General features: G+C 42.5%; 16 protein-coding genes and 2 tRNA genes. 6 read left to right on the top strand and 12 right to left on the bottom strand.

Annotated elements, in window-relative coordinates:
- Positions 1 to 24 precede the first annotated feature (24 nt).
- Genes VRUMOI_RS04345 through VRUMOI_RS04335 form a run of 3 tightly spaced genes read right to left on the bottom strand, consistent with a single transcriptional unit; the run spans position 25 to position 3,020 of the window.
- Positions 25 to 1,137, bottom strand: coding sequence for an ABC transporter permease (locus VRUMOI_RS04345; protein ID WP_089137449.1), 1,113 nt, complete (start codon positions 1,135 to 1,137; stop codon positions 25 to 27).
- On the bottom strand, positions 1,134 to 2,063 hold the full coding sequence (locus VRUMOI_RS04340; protein ID WP_089137450.1) for an ABC transporter ATP-binding protein: 930 nt from the start codon (positions 2,061 to 2,063) through the stop codon (positions 1,134 to 1,136). Before VRUMOI_RS04340 ends, VRUMOI_RS04345 begins: the two co-directional genes overlap by 4 nt.
- Positions 2,064 to 3,020, bottom strand: coding sequence for an HlyD family secretion protein (locus VRUMOI_RS04335; protein WP_089137623.1), 957 nt, complete (start codon positions 3,018 to 3,020; stop codon positions 2,064 to 2,066).
- Positions 3,021 to 3,339: 319 nt separating this feature from the next.
- Here VRUMOI_RS04335 and VRUMOI_RS04330 point away from each other — a divergent pair.
- From VRUMOI_RS04330 to VRUMOI_RS04320, 3 genes are all read left to right on the top strand, one after another.
- Positions 3,340 to 3,426, top strand: a tRNA-Leu gene (locus VRUMOI_RS04330).
- 60 nt (positions 3,427 to 3,486) lie between these two features.
- A tRNA-Cys gene (locus VRUMOI_RS04325) sits at positions 3,487 to 3,560 on the top strand.
- Positions 3,561 to 3,766: 206 nt separating this feature from the next.
- A complete protein-coding gene (locus tag VRUMOI_RS04320; protein ID WP_089137451.1) occupies positions 3,767 to 5,479 on the top strand; it encodes a hypothetical protein in 1,713 nt (570 codons plus the stop codon).
- Positions 5,480 to 5,779: 300 nt separating this feature from the next.
- Here the strand turns inward: VRUMOI_RS04320 and ybaK are convergent, their stop codons facing one another.
- From ybaK to hemA, 9 genes are all read right to left on the bottom strand, one after another.
- On the bottom strand, positions 5,780 to 6,256 hold the full coding sequence (gene ybaK, locus VRUMOI_RS04315) for a Cys-tRNA(Pro) deacylase (RefSeq protein WP_089137452.1): 477 nt from the start codon (positions 6,254 to 6,256) through the stop codon (positions 5,780 to 5,782).
- Between the two features lie 149 nt (positions 6,257 to 6,405).
- Complete coding sequence (gene ushA, locus VRUMOI_RS04310) at positions 6,406 to 8,067, bottom strand: bifunctional UDP-sugar hydrolase/5'-nucleotidase UshA (RefSeq protein WP_089137453.1); 1,662 nt, start codon at positions 8,065 to 8,067, stop codon at positions 6,406 to 6,408.
- A 146-nt stretch (positions 8,068 to 8,213) separates the two neighbouring features.
- A complete protein-coding gene (locus VRUMOI_RS04305) occupies positions 8,214 to 8,639 on the bottom strand; it encodes a VOC family protein (RefSeq protein WP_089137454.1) in 426 nt (141 codons plus the stop codon).
- A gap of 160 nt (positions 8,640 to 8,799) precedes the next feature.
- Positions 8,800 to 9,651: a 3-deoxy-8-phosphooctulonate synthase gene (gene kdsA, locus VRUMOI_RS04300; protein ID WP_089137455.1), complete on the bottom strand. Its 852-nt coding sequence runs from the start codon at positions 9,649 to 9,651 to the stop codon at positions 8,800 to 8,802.
- A 117-nt stretch (positions 9,652 to 9,768) separates the two neighbouring features.
- Complete coding sequence (locus VRUMOI_RS04295; protein ID WP_089137456.1) at positions 9,769 to 10,584, bottom strand: SirB1 family protein; 816 nt, start codon at positions 10,582 to 10,584, stop codon at positions 9,769 to 9,771.
- A gap of 70 nt (positions 10,585 to 10,654) precedes the next feature.
- A complete protein-coding gene (locus VRUMOI_RS04290) occupies positions 10,655 to 11,035 on the bottom strand; it encodes a SirB2 family protein (protein WP_089137457.1) in 381 nt (126 codons plus the stop codon).
- 63 nt (positions 11,036 to 11,098) lie between these two features.
- Positions 11,099 to 11,947, bottom strand: coding sequence for a peptide chain release factor N(5)-glutamine methyltransferase (prmC, locus tag VRUMOI_RS04285; protein WP_089137458.1), 849 nt, complete (start codon positions 11,945 to 11,947; stop codon positions 11,099 to 11,101).
- A 5-nt stretch (positions 11,948 to 11,952) separates the two neighbouring features.
- On the bottom strand, positions 11,953 to 13,041 hold the full coding sequence (prfA, locus tag VRUMOI_RS04280; protein ID WP_089137459.1) for a peptide chain release factor 1: 1,089 nt from the start codon (positions 13,039 to 13,041) through the stop codon (positions 11,953 to 11,955).
- Between the two features lie 110 nt (positions 13,042 to 13,151).
- Complete coding sequence (gene hemA, locus VRUMOI_RS04275) at positions 13,152 to 14,411, bottom strand: glutamyl-tRNA reductase (protein WP_089137460.1); 1,260 nt, start codon at positions 14,409 to 14,411, stop codon at positions 13,152 to 13,154.
- Positions 14,412 to 14,667: 256 nt separating this feature from the next.
- On the opposite strand from hemA, the gene lolB reads away from it, so the two are divergent.
- Genes lolB through VRUMOI_RS04260 form a run of 3 tightly spaced genes read left to right on the top strand, consistent with a single transcriptional unit; the run spans position 14,668 to position 17,228 of the window.
- On the top strand, positions 14,668 to 15,336 hold the full coding sequence (gene lolB, locus VRUMOI_RS04270; RefSeq protein WP_162598335.1) for a lipoprotein insertase outer membrane protein LolB: 669 nt from the start codon (positions 14,668 to 14,670) through the stop codon (positions 15,334 to 15,336).
- Entirely contained in the window at positions 15,336 to 16,256 is a 921-nt protein-coding gene (gene ispE, locus VRUMOI_RS04265) for a 4-(cytidine 5'-diphospho)-2-C-methyl-D-erythritol kinase (protein WP_089137462.1), read from the top strand. Before lolB ends, ispE begins: the two co-directional genes overlap by 1 nt.
- Positions 16,257 to 16,283: 27 nt before the next feature.
- Positions 16,284 to 17,228, top strand: a complete 945-nt coding sequence (locus VRUMOI_RS04260; protein WP_027697493.1) for a ribose-phosphate pyrophosphokinase — start codon at positions 16,284 to 16,286, stop codon at positions 17,226 to 17,228.
- Positions 17,229 to 17,262: the final 34 nt, after the last annotated feature.

Raw genomic sequence — 17,262 nt, 5'->3', positions numbered from 1 at the left:
TAGCCACTGTGCTACCGGTTATCTTTAATCAAGCGTTTTCTTAAATCGAAATGCCGCTACAACAATCCCGACAATCGTAAAAACCAGCAACCACAACACATCTTTATACAAATCGCCTAGTTCAGCCCCTTTCAACACTAATGCCCGAATGATCCGCATATAATGGGTAGCAGGTAACCCTTCGGCAAGCCATTGCGCGATAACGGGCATGCCTTCAATTGGGAACATGAATCCCGACAGTAAGATTGATGGCAAAATAATGAATAATGTCAGTTGCATCGCCTGTAACTGAGTTTTAGCAATGGTTGAGATCACCAGCCCAAGCGTCAAACTGGCTGAAATAAACACTAACGAGCCAAGCAAAATATCCACCAGCGAAGCATTGATCGGCACCTTAAAAATAAAGTATCCCAAACTTAGGACAATCCCCACTTGCAGCAAACCAACAAATATATAGGGTATGATTTTGGCGATCATTAATTCGAATGAGCTCACTGGTGTTGTGATCAACAATTCCAAGTTACCCTGCTCAGATTCTCGAACAATTGCCACGCTGGTAAACAACACCATCGTCATGGTCAAGATCACGCCTAATAGCCCAGGCACAATATTAATCGCCGAGCGCTGGGCTGGATTATAAAACGTAGTCATTTCAAAGGTGGTGCTCTCTCGCTTTAAATCTACCGGTAGATTGGACAGTTTATCCCTCTCATTAACTGGCATCTTTGCTAAGCCTAAAATCGCCGAGCTTATCATGCTATCGGAGCCATCAATCATCCACTGGGCTTGCACTCGTTGCTGCGCCTGTCTCTGGGCTAAATCGTGTGGAATCACTAAGACCGCTCGCACCTCCCCTGCTTGAATGCCTTGCTGAGCTTGTGTGGTCGATTGATAATATTTAACCACATCAACGACTTGAGAGGCCTGTACCGACTCCACCAGCCAGCGAGAGGCCTGATTATGACTGTGGTCGACCACCGCCACTGGAATGTCTCGTACCACCGTATTAATCGCGTAGCCAAATAGCAAAAGTTGGATCAGTGGAATCATCACAATCATCGCATAGGTCAATCTATCTCGGGCTAACTGACGAAACTCCTTAACCACTATCGCTTTCATACGAAAAAGGCTGCTCATTGGCGTCCCTCTCCCGTTACGCTGACAAAGACATCCTCCAGCGTTGGCCGTACCCTATTCATCTCACAATTTACCAGTGGAGGAAACGTTTTACGTAGCCAATCAATTGGATCCGCGACACTTTGATAAATCAATACCCGTAACCGCATCCCTAACTGTGCAGCGGTGCGGATCTCAGGTTTGAGCAGTAATTGTTGTTTCAATTGACGAAGATTATCCGCTTTAATTTCAACAATATTGACTCCCATTTGCTGCATCAAGACCTCCGGCTCGCCATCGGCCCGAATCTTCCCCGCTTCCATAATCGCCAATCGATGGCACTTTTCGGCTTCATCCATGTAATGGCTAGTGATCAAAATAGTGGTGCCTTGATCGGAAAGATCGAACAGTTTTTCCCAAAAGTCACGACGATTTTCAGGATCAACCGCCGAGGTTGGTTCATCTAAAAATAACAATTCCGGTTGATTGATCGTGGCAGAGGCTAACGACAGGCGCTGCTTTTGCCCTCCACTCATGCCCTTCACCCGCTGCTTTCTCAGTTGATCTAAACCATAGGTATTCAGTTGTCCTTCTATTCTTGATTTAAGCCGATGTTTTTCCATGCCATAGATCTGCCCCATAAAGGTTAGGTTTTCTTCTATGGTTAAGTCCTCATAAAGCGAGAATTTCTGCGTCATATAGCCAATTTTTAGCCTTAGCTTCTCAGCATCTTTTGGAATGTGGTAGCCCAGTACTTCTATCTCACCAGAGGTTGGAGTCAATAGTCCTGTCAAGGTGCGAATAGTGGTCGATTTACCACATCCATTTGGCCCTAAAAATCCATAAATACAGCCCTTCGGCACCGTTAATGAAATATCATCAATCGCTTTAAAATCACCAAATTGTTTCACTACGTTGTGGGCTTGGATCGCAATTTCCTGGGACATTTACTTCGCCTCCAAATCCACTTGCAGAGGAATTCCAGAGGGTAAGGAATCAGCGGATTCTGGTAAATCAATTTCAGTTAAATACACCAAACGTGAACGATCGTCCTCCGTCATATTACGATAGGGGGTAAAGGCTGGTTCCACCGAACTCCAACGAACCTTGCCTTGCATCACCGACGCAACGCCATCCACATGCACAGGTAATAGCGCACCAACATGGACTTTATACTTGTATGGTTCAGGGATATACACTCGTGCGTAGGGGCGAGAGTTTGCTTGCACAATCGCCACAACTGCATGCTGAGGAACCCGCTCACCAAGCTGATAGGGTAAGGAGTCTAATATACCGTTTCGAGTGGCTTTGATGGTGAGCTCACCTAGTTTGTGGCGCTCAAGAACAAATTGAGCTTTAGCCGCCGCGAATTGAGCCTGCGCCGCATCGATATCTTCCACTCGGCTTCCCTTGGTCATTCTTTGCCATATTTGATAGCTGGAGTCATAACTGGCTTGAGCTGCATCCCGTTCAGCTAACGCATTATCCCGTTCAGCCACCGAAACCAACTTCTTGGTGACTAATTCTGAGATCCGGCGATAGTGTTTTTGAGCATCCGTAAGTTTCGCTTTGCTATTCGCTAAATTGGCCTTTGCTGCGTCAATATCTTCCGCCCGCTCACCATTTAATATTTTGGTTAGATTTGCTTTGGCTTGCATCAACTCGGCCTTTGCTTTCGCAACTCTCGCCTGTTGGTTTTTATTGTCTAATTGCAACAGGACTTGCCCCTGTTTAACCAAGCTGCCTTCCGCGATTGGCCGTGCAACGATGATTTCCCCCTCTGTCGCCAATAAGCTAATGCGCTCTCTCTCTAACGTGCCAGAGGCTTGAGTTGGCTCAGAGGGAGTACAACCAATTAATAGCGAGGCTAAAAATATGGATACAAGACCGCCGCGACCAATCATTCGCCAGTTTTTAGGGCGTAATGACATGCGATGAAGATGCAACATGAGCGACTCCCAATGTATTTCACTTGAGTAAATTCATTCTAATAAGTTCAAGAGTAATACATTAACGAAAAAGAAAATGTGAAACGGATAGATTAGATCTCACCTTAACTGCTTACAAACAAACCAAAAAGCCGAAAAAGCAGGCACTTGAACTCAATTTTTGAAAATAATTGTTTACCTCTGAGCTCAATCCTATAAAGTATGCCTCGTCTTCTAGTGAAGGCGATGGTGTTCTAACTGTTCAGTTAGGAGCCTTGCAATTTAGGTTGCTTGTGCCCTGGTGGTGGAATTGGTAGACACAAGGGATTTAAAATCCCTCGGCGTTCGCGCTGTGCCGGTTCAAGTCCGGCCCGGGGCACCATCTAAATCTTGCTCTTGTTACCCCGAAGATTTCTCTTCAAATCAATACTCAGTATTATATGGCGCCTTGGCAGAGTGGCTATGCAGCGGATTGCAAATCCGTGGACCTCGGTTCGACTCCGGGAGGCGCCTCCAAATTTAGAAAGCCTGACTAGAAATAGTCAGGCTTTTTGCGTTTATAAAAATAGAATGAGATTGCAAATTCAACTATCTCATTGACACATTTTTACCCCATTCCTGTTTAGCACTAACAATATGTAGGATGTCCTCCTCCTACCATTGACCTAGTTTCTCTAATGTATGAATATGCCTATAGTTGATTATTGGTTGAAGGCTCCATAATGCTACAGATATGTTCAGGAAAAATGTTCCAAAGAGATGTTGAGTATAGAAATAGTCTACGAGGAATACTTTATACAAATTTAAGACTAAACCGAGATAAAAAGCTGGATACAGAAGCTGGCTCCCTTTTATCAACATCAAACTTAGGACAGTCAAACGCTATTGTTTATGAATTAGAAGAACTAATCGAGGCTAGCGGTCATGGTGCAGGGGTACTCGCCTCACATGGAGTAGATCCATATATACTTGATTTTTCAGCCATTATTTCATTTGCTTTGAACTGTACAGCCTCACCTAGCTATACTCTTACTGATAGATTGCTTGGTGATCAACGTGGAATCTCTACACACTCTACACCAAAGCAAGTAGTAAAACGGGTGTTTGATAAAGATGTTTACTGTAATGATAAAGACGAAGAACACTTACTAAAACTAATAAAACATCTTATCGGCTTAAAAAGACACACTTACCTAGGGGTAATGAGTTCAATTCGAACATACGTTACAGGCATGCAACGTATAGCTGATGACTTCGAATTGGCGTATACATTATTGGTTGCTTCTATAGAATCCCTTGCACAAAATTTCGATGGTCATAAAGCATCATGGTTAAATTATGACCAGAGAAAAAGACGGCTAATTGATTCAGCGTTATCTGATGCAGATGAAATAATCTCAGAAAAAGTGAGGGCAGCTCTTTTAGATATTGAACATACATCCCTAAGTCGTCGATTTAGAGACTTTTCTCTAGAAAATATAAGTCCTTCATACTATCGAGAAGAAGCAGAAGACGTTCTAAACCCTATATCTAAAAATGACTTGTCTAAAGCCTTATCAAATGCTTACCAAGCTCGATCACAATATATTCATAACTTACGAAAACTTCCAGACCAGTTAATCACGACTCATTCGTATACAGAAACATGCAGAATTAAAAAGAAAACATGGTTTACTATCCAAGGGCTATCAAGGCTTGCAAGACATGTCATAACAGAATTCATTATGCGTCAGCCCACGGTTGAAAAAGAAACTTATGATTATTCTCTTGAGAGAGCTGGAATTGTACAAATGCCGATGGCACCTCAATATTGGGTTGGAAGACCTGACCTATATAAAGGTGCAGGCAGCATGAAACTAGAAGGTTTCTTATCTCAACTATCTAACCACATGACAACAGGCTCTAAAAGTGTGGTTACGGATTTAACAGAGTTGTTAACAGTAGTTGAAGGGAAAGTAAATGAGCTTAAAAAAGATGACAAATTATCTTTTATAGCTCTTTATCTTATTTTTAATGGCTTTGTTTCGCAATCACAGCGAATGGAAAATTATGAGAGTTTCATTACTACCTATGAGAGACAATTATCAACCCCAAGTGCAGAAGCATTAATCGTAAACCTTCTTTTTAACAATGTTCCAGATTGGGATATAAAAACCCATTATGACTGTTTAATAAACTACTTCAGAGAAAGAGACAACAAACTAAAATTTCGCTGCCCCAAGTTATTTGAAGCGGGAATGATACTTCAATTAGCTGAACGTTATCGTTCGTCTGGGGATTACGATTTCGCTATTGAACTGGTTGAAATGGCAGTAGAAAACCACCCTGAACACACTTTACTTCGACAGTTTGAGATAGATTTTAAGCTAAAAAATCATGTAATAGAATGGGTTGAAATCTTAACACCTAAAAAAGAAGATCGGACGGATGAATAGCTATTACTTCAGTAAATATAGACTTAGATGATTTTCTTTAGCAAGAGGGGCTGGTCTTGCCTCCCACACTGATGTTTTGATGTATTTTTACTAATCCTATATTAGTGTGCTAGATCAAATATCCTAGCTCACTTTTGTCCAAAAACAAGTTACGGAAAATCAAAAAACAGTCATCCCTGAGGAGCCTTAGGCGACATCAGGGATCTAAGACCAAATGGTGAATAGATCCCGCATCTTCTTCACTTAGGCTCATGTGTGGGATGACGGGGCCGGATCGATTCATTTCTGCCCCAAACCCTTTTACCCCTGACACAAATCCACAAACTTCGCCCTCGTTAAACTCGCTAAATCTTGTGGTGCAAGTTCTATCTCTAAACCACGCTTGCCCGCTGAAACACAAATCGTCTCAAAGTTGTGCGCGGATTGATGAATAAATGTCGGCAACGCTTTCTTTTGCCCCAGCGGGCTGATGCCTCCTACGACGTAGCCGGTGGTTTTTTGCGCAACATCTGGATCCGCCATTTCGGCTTTTTTAGCACCGGCGGCTTTGGCTGCTTGCTTTAAGTTAAGCTTATTTTCAACCGGAATAATTGCGACGGCGAGATTCTTGGCTTCACCATTGAGGCAAAACAATAAGGTTTTAAATACTTGTGCTGGGTTTTGCCCAAGGACTTCTGCTGCCTCTAATCCATAGCTAGCGGCATTAGGATCATGTTTGTATTGATGAACTGTGTGTGGGATTTTTTTCTTTTTCGCAAGGTTAATAGCTGGCGTCATAATAATATCCAAAAATGCTGAATCTCAGAGGCAAATAAGAATGCCAAATGGATTACTCCTGAAGTCACAACAAAAACAGCCCACTTAGTCTGATTAAGGGGCTGTTTTATTGTTGAATAAACCAGTGTCCAATTCAATTGATGATTGGATTATTTGTATTGAATTTCACCATTAGGCTCGTAATCTGCCACGCTGATTGGGCTGTGCTTTTCTAAATAATCTTTCAACACTTCTGCATCAACAAAGCCAGTATTCACAAACCCAGGCTTATCACTGATTTTTGGGTAGCCATCACCACCTGCCGCATTAAAACTTGGAATTGAGAAACGATAAACTTTGTTAGGATCAAGCGGCTTACCACCAATGACTACATTGCTCACTTTGTCTTTGGCAACGGTCATTAAGATACCAGCAAACTGTACGTAAGCTCCCGAATCAATCGGCTTGGTTGCCACCACATTGAGATAATCCAACACATCACTGCCCTTCATATCCATATAAGTCACAATATTGCCAAATGGCTGCACTTTTAGAACGTCTTTATAAGTAATATCACCTGCGGCAATCGAATCACGTACCCCGCCCGAGTTCATTATGGCAAAGTCAGCATTGACTCTTTCCATGTGTGCTAAACCAATTAAACGCCCCAAGTTCGTTTGTTTAAAACGCACCACGTTACGGTCACCTTCTAATTTCCCATTTGAATAGGCAATTTTCACATTCAGCTTTTCTTGACCTTTATCTTGATAAGGTTGCAAGAGTGCTTTGAGCTCTGGGTCTTGAGGGATTTCCGATTGCACGAAAGTTTTTTGTTTCTCACCATTAACTTGAACGGTTTTCTTCAAGTTCACTGGAATCAAATCATAACTGACTAGATTAAGCTCGCCATTTTTAAACTCAAAATCAGCCCGTCCGACATACTTACCCCACTCATGCGCTTGAACGATCCAAGTGCCATTTTGTTTATCCGGTGTACATTCATCCCCCGGCTTATAATCTTGTTGGCGATGATTTTCCGACTCCATACAAACGGGTTCTTGGGAGTGGCCTCCCACAATCATATCTAACTCACCTTGTGGTAAGTAACGCGCTAAAGTCACGTCACCCGGCGCATTCACGCCACTCATGCCATTATCGTAATGTCCCATGTGAGTCACCGCGAAAATCAAATCAGGCTTTTCATCTTTTTGCAACTGTTCAATCACTTTTTGTGCTTCAGTTTTCGGGTCTTTAAACTCAACCTCACCGATATATTCTGGGTTACCAATTTTTGCAGTATCTTCTGTCGTTAAACCAATAACCGCAATTTTTATCCCTTGTTCATCAAAAATTTTATAAGGTTGGAATAATCGCTTACCGGTTTTCTTATCGTAAATGTTAGCGGACAGCATTGGGAAATTAACCCAATCACGCTGCTTCATTAATACCGATAATGGATTATCAAACTCATGATTACCCACCGCCATGGCGTCGTAACCAATATTGTTCATGCCTTTAAAATCAGGTTCTGCATCTTGTAAATCCGACTCTGGTACGCCTGTATTGATGTCACCACCAGAAAATAACAGTACATTGCCACCTTCCGCTTGCACTTGCTTGCGAATGCTTTCAATTAAAGTCTTGCGAGCAGCCATACCATATTCACCATCTTTGTTATGCCAAAAACGGCCATGGTTATCATTGGTATGCAAAACGGTCAGTTTATAGGTTTTATCCGCTTGCCACTCATGCCCTGAGTTTTGGCTAGAACAAGCCACTACGGACGCGAGAGCAATCGCAACAACTGAAGTCTTTAATACAAAATGTTTCATCTATGAATACCTGTAAAATGGGGGAATATGATTTCTCACATAAAAGAAAAAGTGTAATTGATTCTATATAACAAAAATAAGACACCGTTCAAATGTGGCATTTCAATCACAGAAAAACGATTGCATTATTAAGGAGGTATACGTTCTCATTTAGCAAACAATTGTGACATATCTTTAAATGCCTTGAACTCTAAAGCATTTCCGCATGGATCATAAAAAAACATTGTGGCCTGCTCACCAACCTGCCCTTTGAAGCGAATATAAGGCTCAATCACAAAATGGATATTCGCCGCTTTTAGCTTGTTCGCTAATGATTGCCACTGCTCCCATTCAAGCACTACACCAAAATGAGGAACAGGCACATCATGTCCATCAACCGCATTGGTTTGGACCGATTGTTGCGAGTCAGTTTGAGGATGTTCATGAATAACAAGTTGATGGCCGAAAAAGTTGAAATCAACCCATTGTTCACAAGACCGCCCTTCTTCTAAGCCAAAAACATCTCGATAAAATGATCTTGTTAATGGGACATCGTAAACGGGAATCGCTAAATGAAAGGGCTGTAGTGACATGCTTAATCCTTATTTTCGAGTTTATTTCAACCTAGCATTGGTTATCAGGATTAGAAAGAATCGATTGTAATCTTAGTGATCAAACTCGTTTTTATTAGGTATAAAAAAACCAGCCACCTTGATGACTGGTTTTTAACGCTGATAGGCAAAATTAGTGCAACTATCGAATATCGATATGCTCGAAGCTCTTGATTAAATCATCAAGGTCTTTCATTTGCTTCAAGAATGGTTCTAACTTATCTAGTGGCAATGCTGATGGGCCATCACATTTCGCTTGATCTGGGTTTGGATGCGCTTCAATAAATAAACCTGCAATACCGGTTGCTAAGCCGGCTTTTGCTAACTCTACGGTTTGCTCACGACGACCACCTGAAGCCGCACCAGAAGGATCACGCATTTGCAGTGAGTGCGTCACATCAAAGATGATCGGGCTGCCATTTGATGCGTTTTTCATGACACCAAAGCCAAGCATATCCACCACTAGGTTGTCATAGCCCATGCACGAGCCACGCTCACATAAGATGATTTTATCGTTGCCACATTCAGCGAATTTATCCACGATATTGCCGACTTGGTTCGGGCTCATGAATTGAGGTTTTTTCACATTAATAACGGCACCGGTTTTTGCCATCGCTTCAACAAGATCGGTTTGACGAGCAAGAAACGCTGGAAGCTGAATCACATCAACCACATCCGCGACTGGTTGTGCTTGCGCTTCAGTATGCACATCAGTAATGATTTTCACACCAAACGTATCTTTTAGTTCTTGGAAGATTTTCATGCCTTCTTCCAAGCCAGGGCCACGGTAAGAATGTACTGAAGAACGGTTTGCTTTATCAAAAGAAGCTTTAAATACGTATGGGATGCCTAGCTTTTCAGTGACTTTTACATAGTGCTCACAGATTTGCATCGCAAGATCACGAGACTCAAGTACGTTCATGCCAGCAAAAAGAGTAAAAGGTTTATCATTAGCAACTGGGATGTTGCCAATTTGAACGGTTTTCTGTTGCATAGGTCGCTCCGTCGCTCAAACGCTATGGTTTGAATTTAATGAATCTTTTAATTAATAAATGTCTTAACTAATCAATTCTTTTAGTTAATGAGTTTTTTGATTGATGACTGCTTCCAATCAATGAAGAGTCACTTGGTGACCACTTAGCGCGTTCACCTGAATTTTAAGCATTTCAGAAGACGGATCTTCTGGACAGTTATCAATGAAGAATTGAAAATCCTCCACCGCCAACTGCTGACAATCTAGTTGCTGATAGATAAAACCACGATCTCGAATTTCATAAGGATCGTCTGGTACAAAGCTTAGTGCAATATCGGTGCAGACTAAGGCTTGAGCAAAATTATCTTCACGCAATAGTGCGCCTTTGATGACTGCAAGCCAACGACCTAAAACGCTAGGATTATCACAAGCGGCAAGATCTTGAGGCTTTAGTTTCGCTAATGGGCCTTCGTGTCCAATCAACCAAGCGCGTAGAATAGACTTTGAAACATATTCGCCATTAAACGGGTTAATGTACAAAGGGGATTCTTGTGGCCAATTGACTTTAACAATAAACTGACTTGGAAAACTCACGCCGACAACCGGAAACCCTAAACGCTCACCAAAGTATAATAGCAATGCACCTAAACTGACGGGAATACCTTTACGGCGCTTCAAAACTCGCTCAACTTGAGTATTGCTAGAGTCAAAAAACTGCTCACTATCACCGGAAAAATTCCAATCATGATAGAAAAATCGCAGGAAAGATTCGAATTTTTGCTTTTCATCACTTTCATGCACTAAAGCATGTTCAAGCTCTTCAAACATGGCATTTAACGTATGCAACACCCAAGGCTTATCTGTCTCAGGGAAAATCAACGCGTTTAGCGCCAGTGCTCCTTCAACCAAACTGCATTCATCAATTTCTTGTTCAAATAATTCTAAATCAGTCATTACGTCAAACTACTCAAGTTAAAGCTATCGGTTTCGAATTAAAGTTATCACTTTTAAGTTAAAACCGTGTTTATAGCGTCGGAACTTTGGTCATCGCAAGATGCGCTGCCCAATATAACCAACCTAAAGCACCAAAAAATGCCACGGTACGAATAACCTTGCCACGGCCTAATTTCAACGCGACAAAACCAAGAGCTATGTAAACTAAAACGCAGGTGATTTTTTCCGTCAACCATGCACCAGCGGCAGTAAATGGAATAAATCCTGTAATAAAAATCAGGGCAATACCCGAGGTGAGTAATACGGTATCGACGATATGAGGTGTCACTTTAAAGAATTTCTTATTCAGTAACGGCGAATCCATCATCATCAAAATATAACGAACCGTTAAAAATAAAACACTCAGTGCAATAGCCAGTAAATGTACGTGCTTCATTGAGGTATATAACATTGTTTATCTCTTCCTTTGATAGTCAGCTCATGCTAACCGTTATCTGTATTAAATAGAAAGCATTCAAGAGTTTAGCCAGCAACCGAGTGTGACACGATCATTGTGACCATAATCTTGTTCGGTTGTGACGTGTTGGTAGCTTGCTTGCGTAAGAATTTGGCGAACCGCACTCCCTTGATCGTAGCCGTGTTCCATTAATAACCAACCACCCGCTTTCAAGTACTGACGTGCATTGTCGGCTATATAGCTAAGATCCGCGAGCCCCTTTTCTTCTGCGACTAGCGCAGTCAGAGGTTCAAATCGAACATCACCTTGTGCAAGATGAGGATCCATCTTATCAATATAAGGAGGGTTACTCACAATACAGGCAAATTCAGAGTGTTCCGCTAATGGTTCAAACCAACTGCCTTGTAAAAATTCCGCATTAGTTAGATTTAATTTTTGCCCATTACGGGTCGCGAGTTGCTGCGCTTCTGGTTGTAAATCAATACCAATCACATGGCGAGTAGGAAATTCAGACGCCAGTGCAAGTGCAATAGCCCCTGTTCCGGTCCCCAAATCAAGAATATCCCCCTCGATTGCTGGAATTTTTTCTAATGCTAGCTCAACCAATCTTTCGGTATCGGCACGAGGAATTAACGTTGAAGGCGCAACCTCTAATGGTAGTGACCAAAATTCTCGCTCACCAACAATGTAAGCCACTGGTTGCCCACCAATACGTTTAGCAAGTAAATCATCAAAGTTCACTTGCTGTGCGTCGTCAAGCTCTCTTTCTGGCCACGTCAATAAATAACTGCGTGGCTTATCCAGTGCGTGGCACATCAAAACAGCGGCATCAAGCGCCGGTGTTTCCGAACCACTGGCAATTAAGGCTTCAATTGCCGCTTGTAAGTTAGCTTCAATACTGAGCATGTCGATTAATATTGCTCAGACAACGCGGCTAATTGGTCGGCTTGATGCTCTTGAATGACAGGGTCAACCAAGCTTTGCAAATCCCCTTCCATCACTTCGTTTAAACGATAAAGCGTTAGGTTAATACGGTGATCTGACACACGGCCTTGTGGATAGTTGTAAGTGCGAATACGGTCACTACGGTCACCAGAACCTAATAAGTTACGACGGGTATCAGATTCAGCCGCCGCACGTTTTTCTTCTTCAGCTTTAATAATACGGGCTGCCAGTACTGCCATCGCTTTGGCTTTGTTTTTATGTTGCGAACGTTCGTCCTGACACTCTACCACCGTGCCGGTAGGTAAGTGGGTAATACGGATCGCTGAATCGGTGGTGTTAACGTGCTGGCCACCCGCGCCTGAAGAACGGAAGGTATCAATTTTTAAATCCGATGCTTTAATTTCTGGAATTTCCGCTTCTGGAATTTCCGCCATAACTGCAACCGTACACGCAGAGGTATGTACACGACCTTGTGATTCTGTGGCAGGTACACGCTGTACGCGATGACCGCCCGATTCAAATTTCAATACGCCATACGCACCCTCGCCATTCACTTTCGCGATCATTTCTTTAAAACCGCCTTGCTCTGACACATTGCTGCTTATAACTTCAATTTTCCAACCCTTTTTCTCAGCAAAACGGCTATACATACGGAAAAGGTCACCGGCAAAAATACCCGCTTCATCGCCCCCCGCTCCCGCACGAATTTCGAGGAAACAGTTACGATCATCATTCGGATCTTTAGGAATCAATAGAATTTGCAGCTCAGCTTCTAAACGCTCAATCGCGGCTTTCGCCTCTTTGATTTCTTCTTGCGCCATTTCACGCATTTCAGCGTCATCTTCTTGCGCCATCTCTTCCGCTGCGGCTAAATCTTCTTGCGCTTGTTGATACGCTTGGAAGCATTTAGTCACTTCTTCTAATTGAGAGTATTCTTTTGAAAGTGCGCGGAATTTATTTTGATCGCCAATGACACCAGGGTCACCGAGCAAATGTTGAACCTCTTCGTAACGTTCAACCAGTGTTTCTAATTTTGTCAAAATTGACGATTTCATAATCTAGTTCTTTTTTTAATGTTCAATAAAAGGGGGACGTTTCATCACAATCGAGCTAAATAAACTTGGCATTTCATACCACATGCTTTTATACCGCAGTTTAAATACAGCTAGAGCTCTTCTAAACCTAAGCTTTGACGAATAATGGCAAGTTTTTCTGGCTCACCTTGCTCTGCGACAACTTGCATAGCTCGTGTAGGAGTGTGAATTAAACGGTTAGTGAGTTTATTACTTAATTCGCGTAATACTTTTTCAGGATCACCACCAGCCGAAAGCGCGTTTAGGCTTTTTTCCAGTAGATCGTTTTTAATTTCATTGGCTTGTTCGCGATAATCACGAATGCTATCAACGGCTTGAAGTGAACGTAACCAGGTCATGAATGCCGCGCTTTCTTCTGAGACAATCGCTTCAGCTTGAATCGCTTCGACTTTCCTTTGTTCCATGTTTTTATTCACGATGCCTTGTAAGTCATCCACACTATATAAGTAAGCATCATCTAGATCGCCTACCTGAGATTCAATATCACGAGGAACCGCAATATCAACGAGTAGCATTGGCTGATGTTTACGCTTTTTCAATGCGCTCTCAACCATACCTTTCCCAATGATTGGCAATGGGCTCGCAGTAGAACTGATGACAATGTCAGCCTCCGCCAAATGCTCAGGAATTTCAGACAAGGTAATGGTTTCACCACCGAATTGATCCGCCAAGATTTTCGCTCGTTCAAGCGTACGGTTAGCCACGATGATTTTTTTACATTCTGTCGATGAAATATGTTTGGCGACCAATTCAATCGTTTCACCGGCACCCACCAGTAAAACCGTCACATTTTTCATCGATTCAAAAATTTGTTTGGCTAAAATACATGCCGCATAGGCAACAGACACCGCACTACCACCGATTGCAGTCTCAGTGCGAACCCGTTTAGCAACGGAAAAGGCTTTATGGAAAAGTTTTTCTGTCATGCCATTAACCGCTTTTAGCTCAGTGGATTCAGCATAAGCTTGCTTCACTTGACCTAAGATTTGTGGCTCGCCAAGCACCAAGGAATCGAGACCACATGCCACGCGCATTAAATGACGCACGGCAGCTTGTTCTTCGTAAGTATAAATACTCGACATCAATTCATCAGACTCTAACTGGTGAAAGTTCATCAACCAATCAATGACATAACCTTTCGTTGTGCCTTTTTTGACATCGCAATAAATTTCAGTTCGATTACACGTAGAAACAATGACACCGCTTTTTATGGCGTCACTTAGCGCTATCTGAGCTAATGCTTCAGACAGTTTTTCCGGTGAAAATGCAATTTTCTCTCGCAACTCAACCGACGCTGTATTGTGATTGATACCAATAGCAAGCAAAGACATCTAGTGAGGACACTCTGAAATTTATTATAAAAGGGACGCAATTTTACTTGATGGGACTTATTAATGAAAGAGGCATCACTTTTTATTCCCACTTTTCTAACATCAAACCCCAAATAGGGTGATACAAAAGGTCGAAATAGCGGCATTGTCGACTATCGAATTACAGCTGAAGGTTAAATATTCTATTACTAATGCTCTCTCCACAAATACAGTGGTATAGTTGCCACTCAATTATGAACTGTCAAAGGAAGCCGCTTTGTTATCTAGTTTAGCTTTTATTCGCACCACATTGAGTGCCCGTTCACCTATTCAACGCTTTTCTACAGTATTACTGTCGGCATTGGTGTTAATTCTTACCGGATGTAGCAGCGTACCGCCAACACAAGAAAATTATTCTGTTGATTGGCAAGCTCAAAAACAAACTCTAGAACAACTCAACACCTTTAAAGCCACAGGTAAAATCGGCTATAAAGATTCAGAGCATCGTCAATCGTTGAATTTCATCCTTAAACACGCCTCTTCGTATAGTGAGCTCAAGTTACTGTCTGTGTTTGGGCAAACGATGCTGACCGTTCAAATGACGCCTACTGGCGCCATGGTGACTAATTCAGATGGGCAAGTTCAAACCGCCCAACAAGCCAACACTCTCATCGAACATTTAACCGGGCTGGCAATACCGGTTAGCCAATTACCCGATTGGATTAAAGGTTTACCAACCCAAGCAGACAACGTGATATTCAACCAAGCCAACACAGTGGAAAGCTTAACGAAATCAATCGATAACCGCGAATGGAATCTCACTTATCAAAGCTATCAAAGTGTGGCGAATAAACAACAGAGCATTACTTTGCCAAAACAGATGCTTTTGCACCAAAACGATACGAATACCGAAATTAAAATCTTGATCAGCAAATGGATCCTATAATGTCTCAACACTCAACGCTTGCACAGATTGAATGGCCTTCACCTGCAAAACTAAATCTATTTTTGTATATCACAGGCAGGCTCGATAATGGTTACCATGAATTGCAAACCTTATTCCAATTCATTGATTTCGGTGACACCTTAAAATTTTCACCCAATCGCTCAGGAACAATCACAATCTCACCTGAAATTCCTGGAGTTGAATTAGAAAGCAATTTAATTTGGAAGGCCGCTCAAGCTCTACGAAATGAGGCTAAGATGCAAGGCATTCAAAATGCCGCATCGCTTGGCGCTGACATCTCTTTAAATAAGATATTACCAATGGGTGGAGGCTTAGGTGGCGGTTCATCCAATGCGGCTACTGCTCTTGTGGTGTTAAATACCGCTTGGCAGTTGAATTTTTCATTGGATAAATTGGCTGAGTTAGGGTTAAAACTGGGTGCAGATGTGCCAGTGTTTGTTCGAGGCCAAGCGGCATTTGCTGAAGGGGTTGGAGAAGAGTTAACTCCCGCTACGCCAAATGAGAAATGGTATCTTGTGATCAAACCTGAAGAAAATATTGCAACAGCAGAAATTTTCACTCACCCTGATCTCACCAGAAACACGCCAAAGCAAGATCTTACAACGCTTTTACAGCAGCCCTACGGAAACGATTGCGAAAAAATCGTCACTTTGCTCTATCCGGAGGTTGCTAAGCAACTTTCATGGCTGCTACAATACGCGCCGTCGAGATTGACTGGAACGGGCTCGTGTCTTTTTGCTGAGTTTGATACTCAAGCCGAAGCAGAAATTGTTCTTGAACAGCTCCACACTCAAACAGAATCAAATAGTGTCTTCGGCTTTATCGCCAAAGGGGTGAACATTTCACCACTTCATAAGACTTTGGCTGACTATAAACAAGCCGACCACAACTCAATTTAAAACTGGACGCAACCCGAGGTTTCCACCGTGCCTGATATGAAGCTATTTGCTGGTAACGCCACACCTGAACTAGCCCAACGTATTGCAGATCGTCTTTACATTTCCCTTGGTGACGCAACTGTTAACCGTTTTTCCGACGGCGAAGTCGCTGTACAAATCAATGAAAATGTTCGTGGTAGTGATGTATTCATCATCCAATCTACCTGTGCCCCAACCAACGACAACTTAATGGAATTAGTCGTCATGATCGATGCAATGCGCCGCGCTTCTGCGGGTCGTATTACAGCGGTAATTCCTTACTTTGGTTACGCACGCCAAGACCGTCGTGTCCGTTCAGCTCGTGTTCCAATCACTGCAAAAGTTGTTGCAGATTTCCTTTCTAACGTTGGTGTTGACCGCGTTTTGACTATCGACTTACATGCAGAACAAATCCAAGGTTTCTTTGATGTTCCTGTAGACAACATCTTCGGTACTCCGGTACTGATGGAAGATATGAAGTCTCGTAACCTTGAAGATCCTGTTGTTGTATCTCCTGACTTAGGCGGTGTTGTACGTGCTCGTGCAACAGCAAAAATGTTAGACGATACGGACATCGCGATTGTTGATAAACGTCGCCCACGCGCCAACGTTTCTGAAGTAATGAACCTAATCGGTGATGTTAAAGGTCGCGACTGTGTGATCGTTGACGACATGATCGACACTGGTGGCACACTATGTAAAGCAGCTGAAGCATTAAAAGAACGTGGCGCTAAGCGTGTATTCGCATACGCAACGCACGCTGTATTCTCTGGTAAAGCAGCTGAAAACATTAAGAATTCAGTTCTTGACCAAGTGATCATCACTGACTCAATTAAGCTATCAGAAGAAATGAAAGCAACGGGTAAAGTCACTCAGCTAACGCTTTCAAGCATGCTGGCTGAAGCGATTCGTCGTATTAGTAACGAAGAATCTATTTCTGCGATGTTTAACTAATAGCAGAAATTCGAGACTCGAAAAATTAAACCAC

Origin of the sequence: Vibrio rumoiensis (genome assembly GCF_002218045.2) — a bacterium.
In the GTDB taxonomy this organism is placed as follows: domain Bacteria; phylum Pseudomonadota; class Gammaproteobacteria; order Enterobacterales; family Vibrionaceae; genus Vibrio; species Vibrio rumoiensis.
This window is presented reverse-complemented; position numbering and strand designations above follow the sequence as displayed.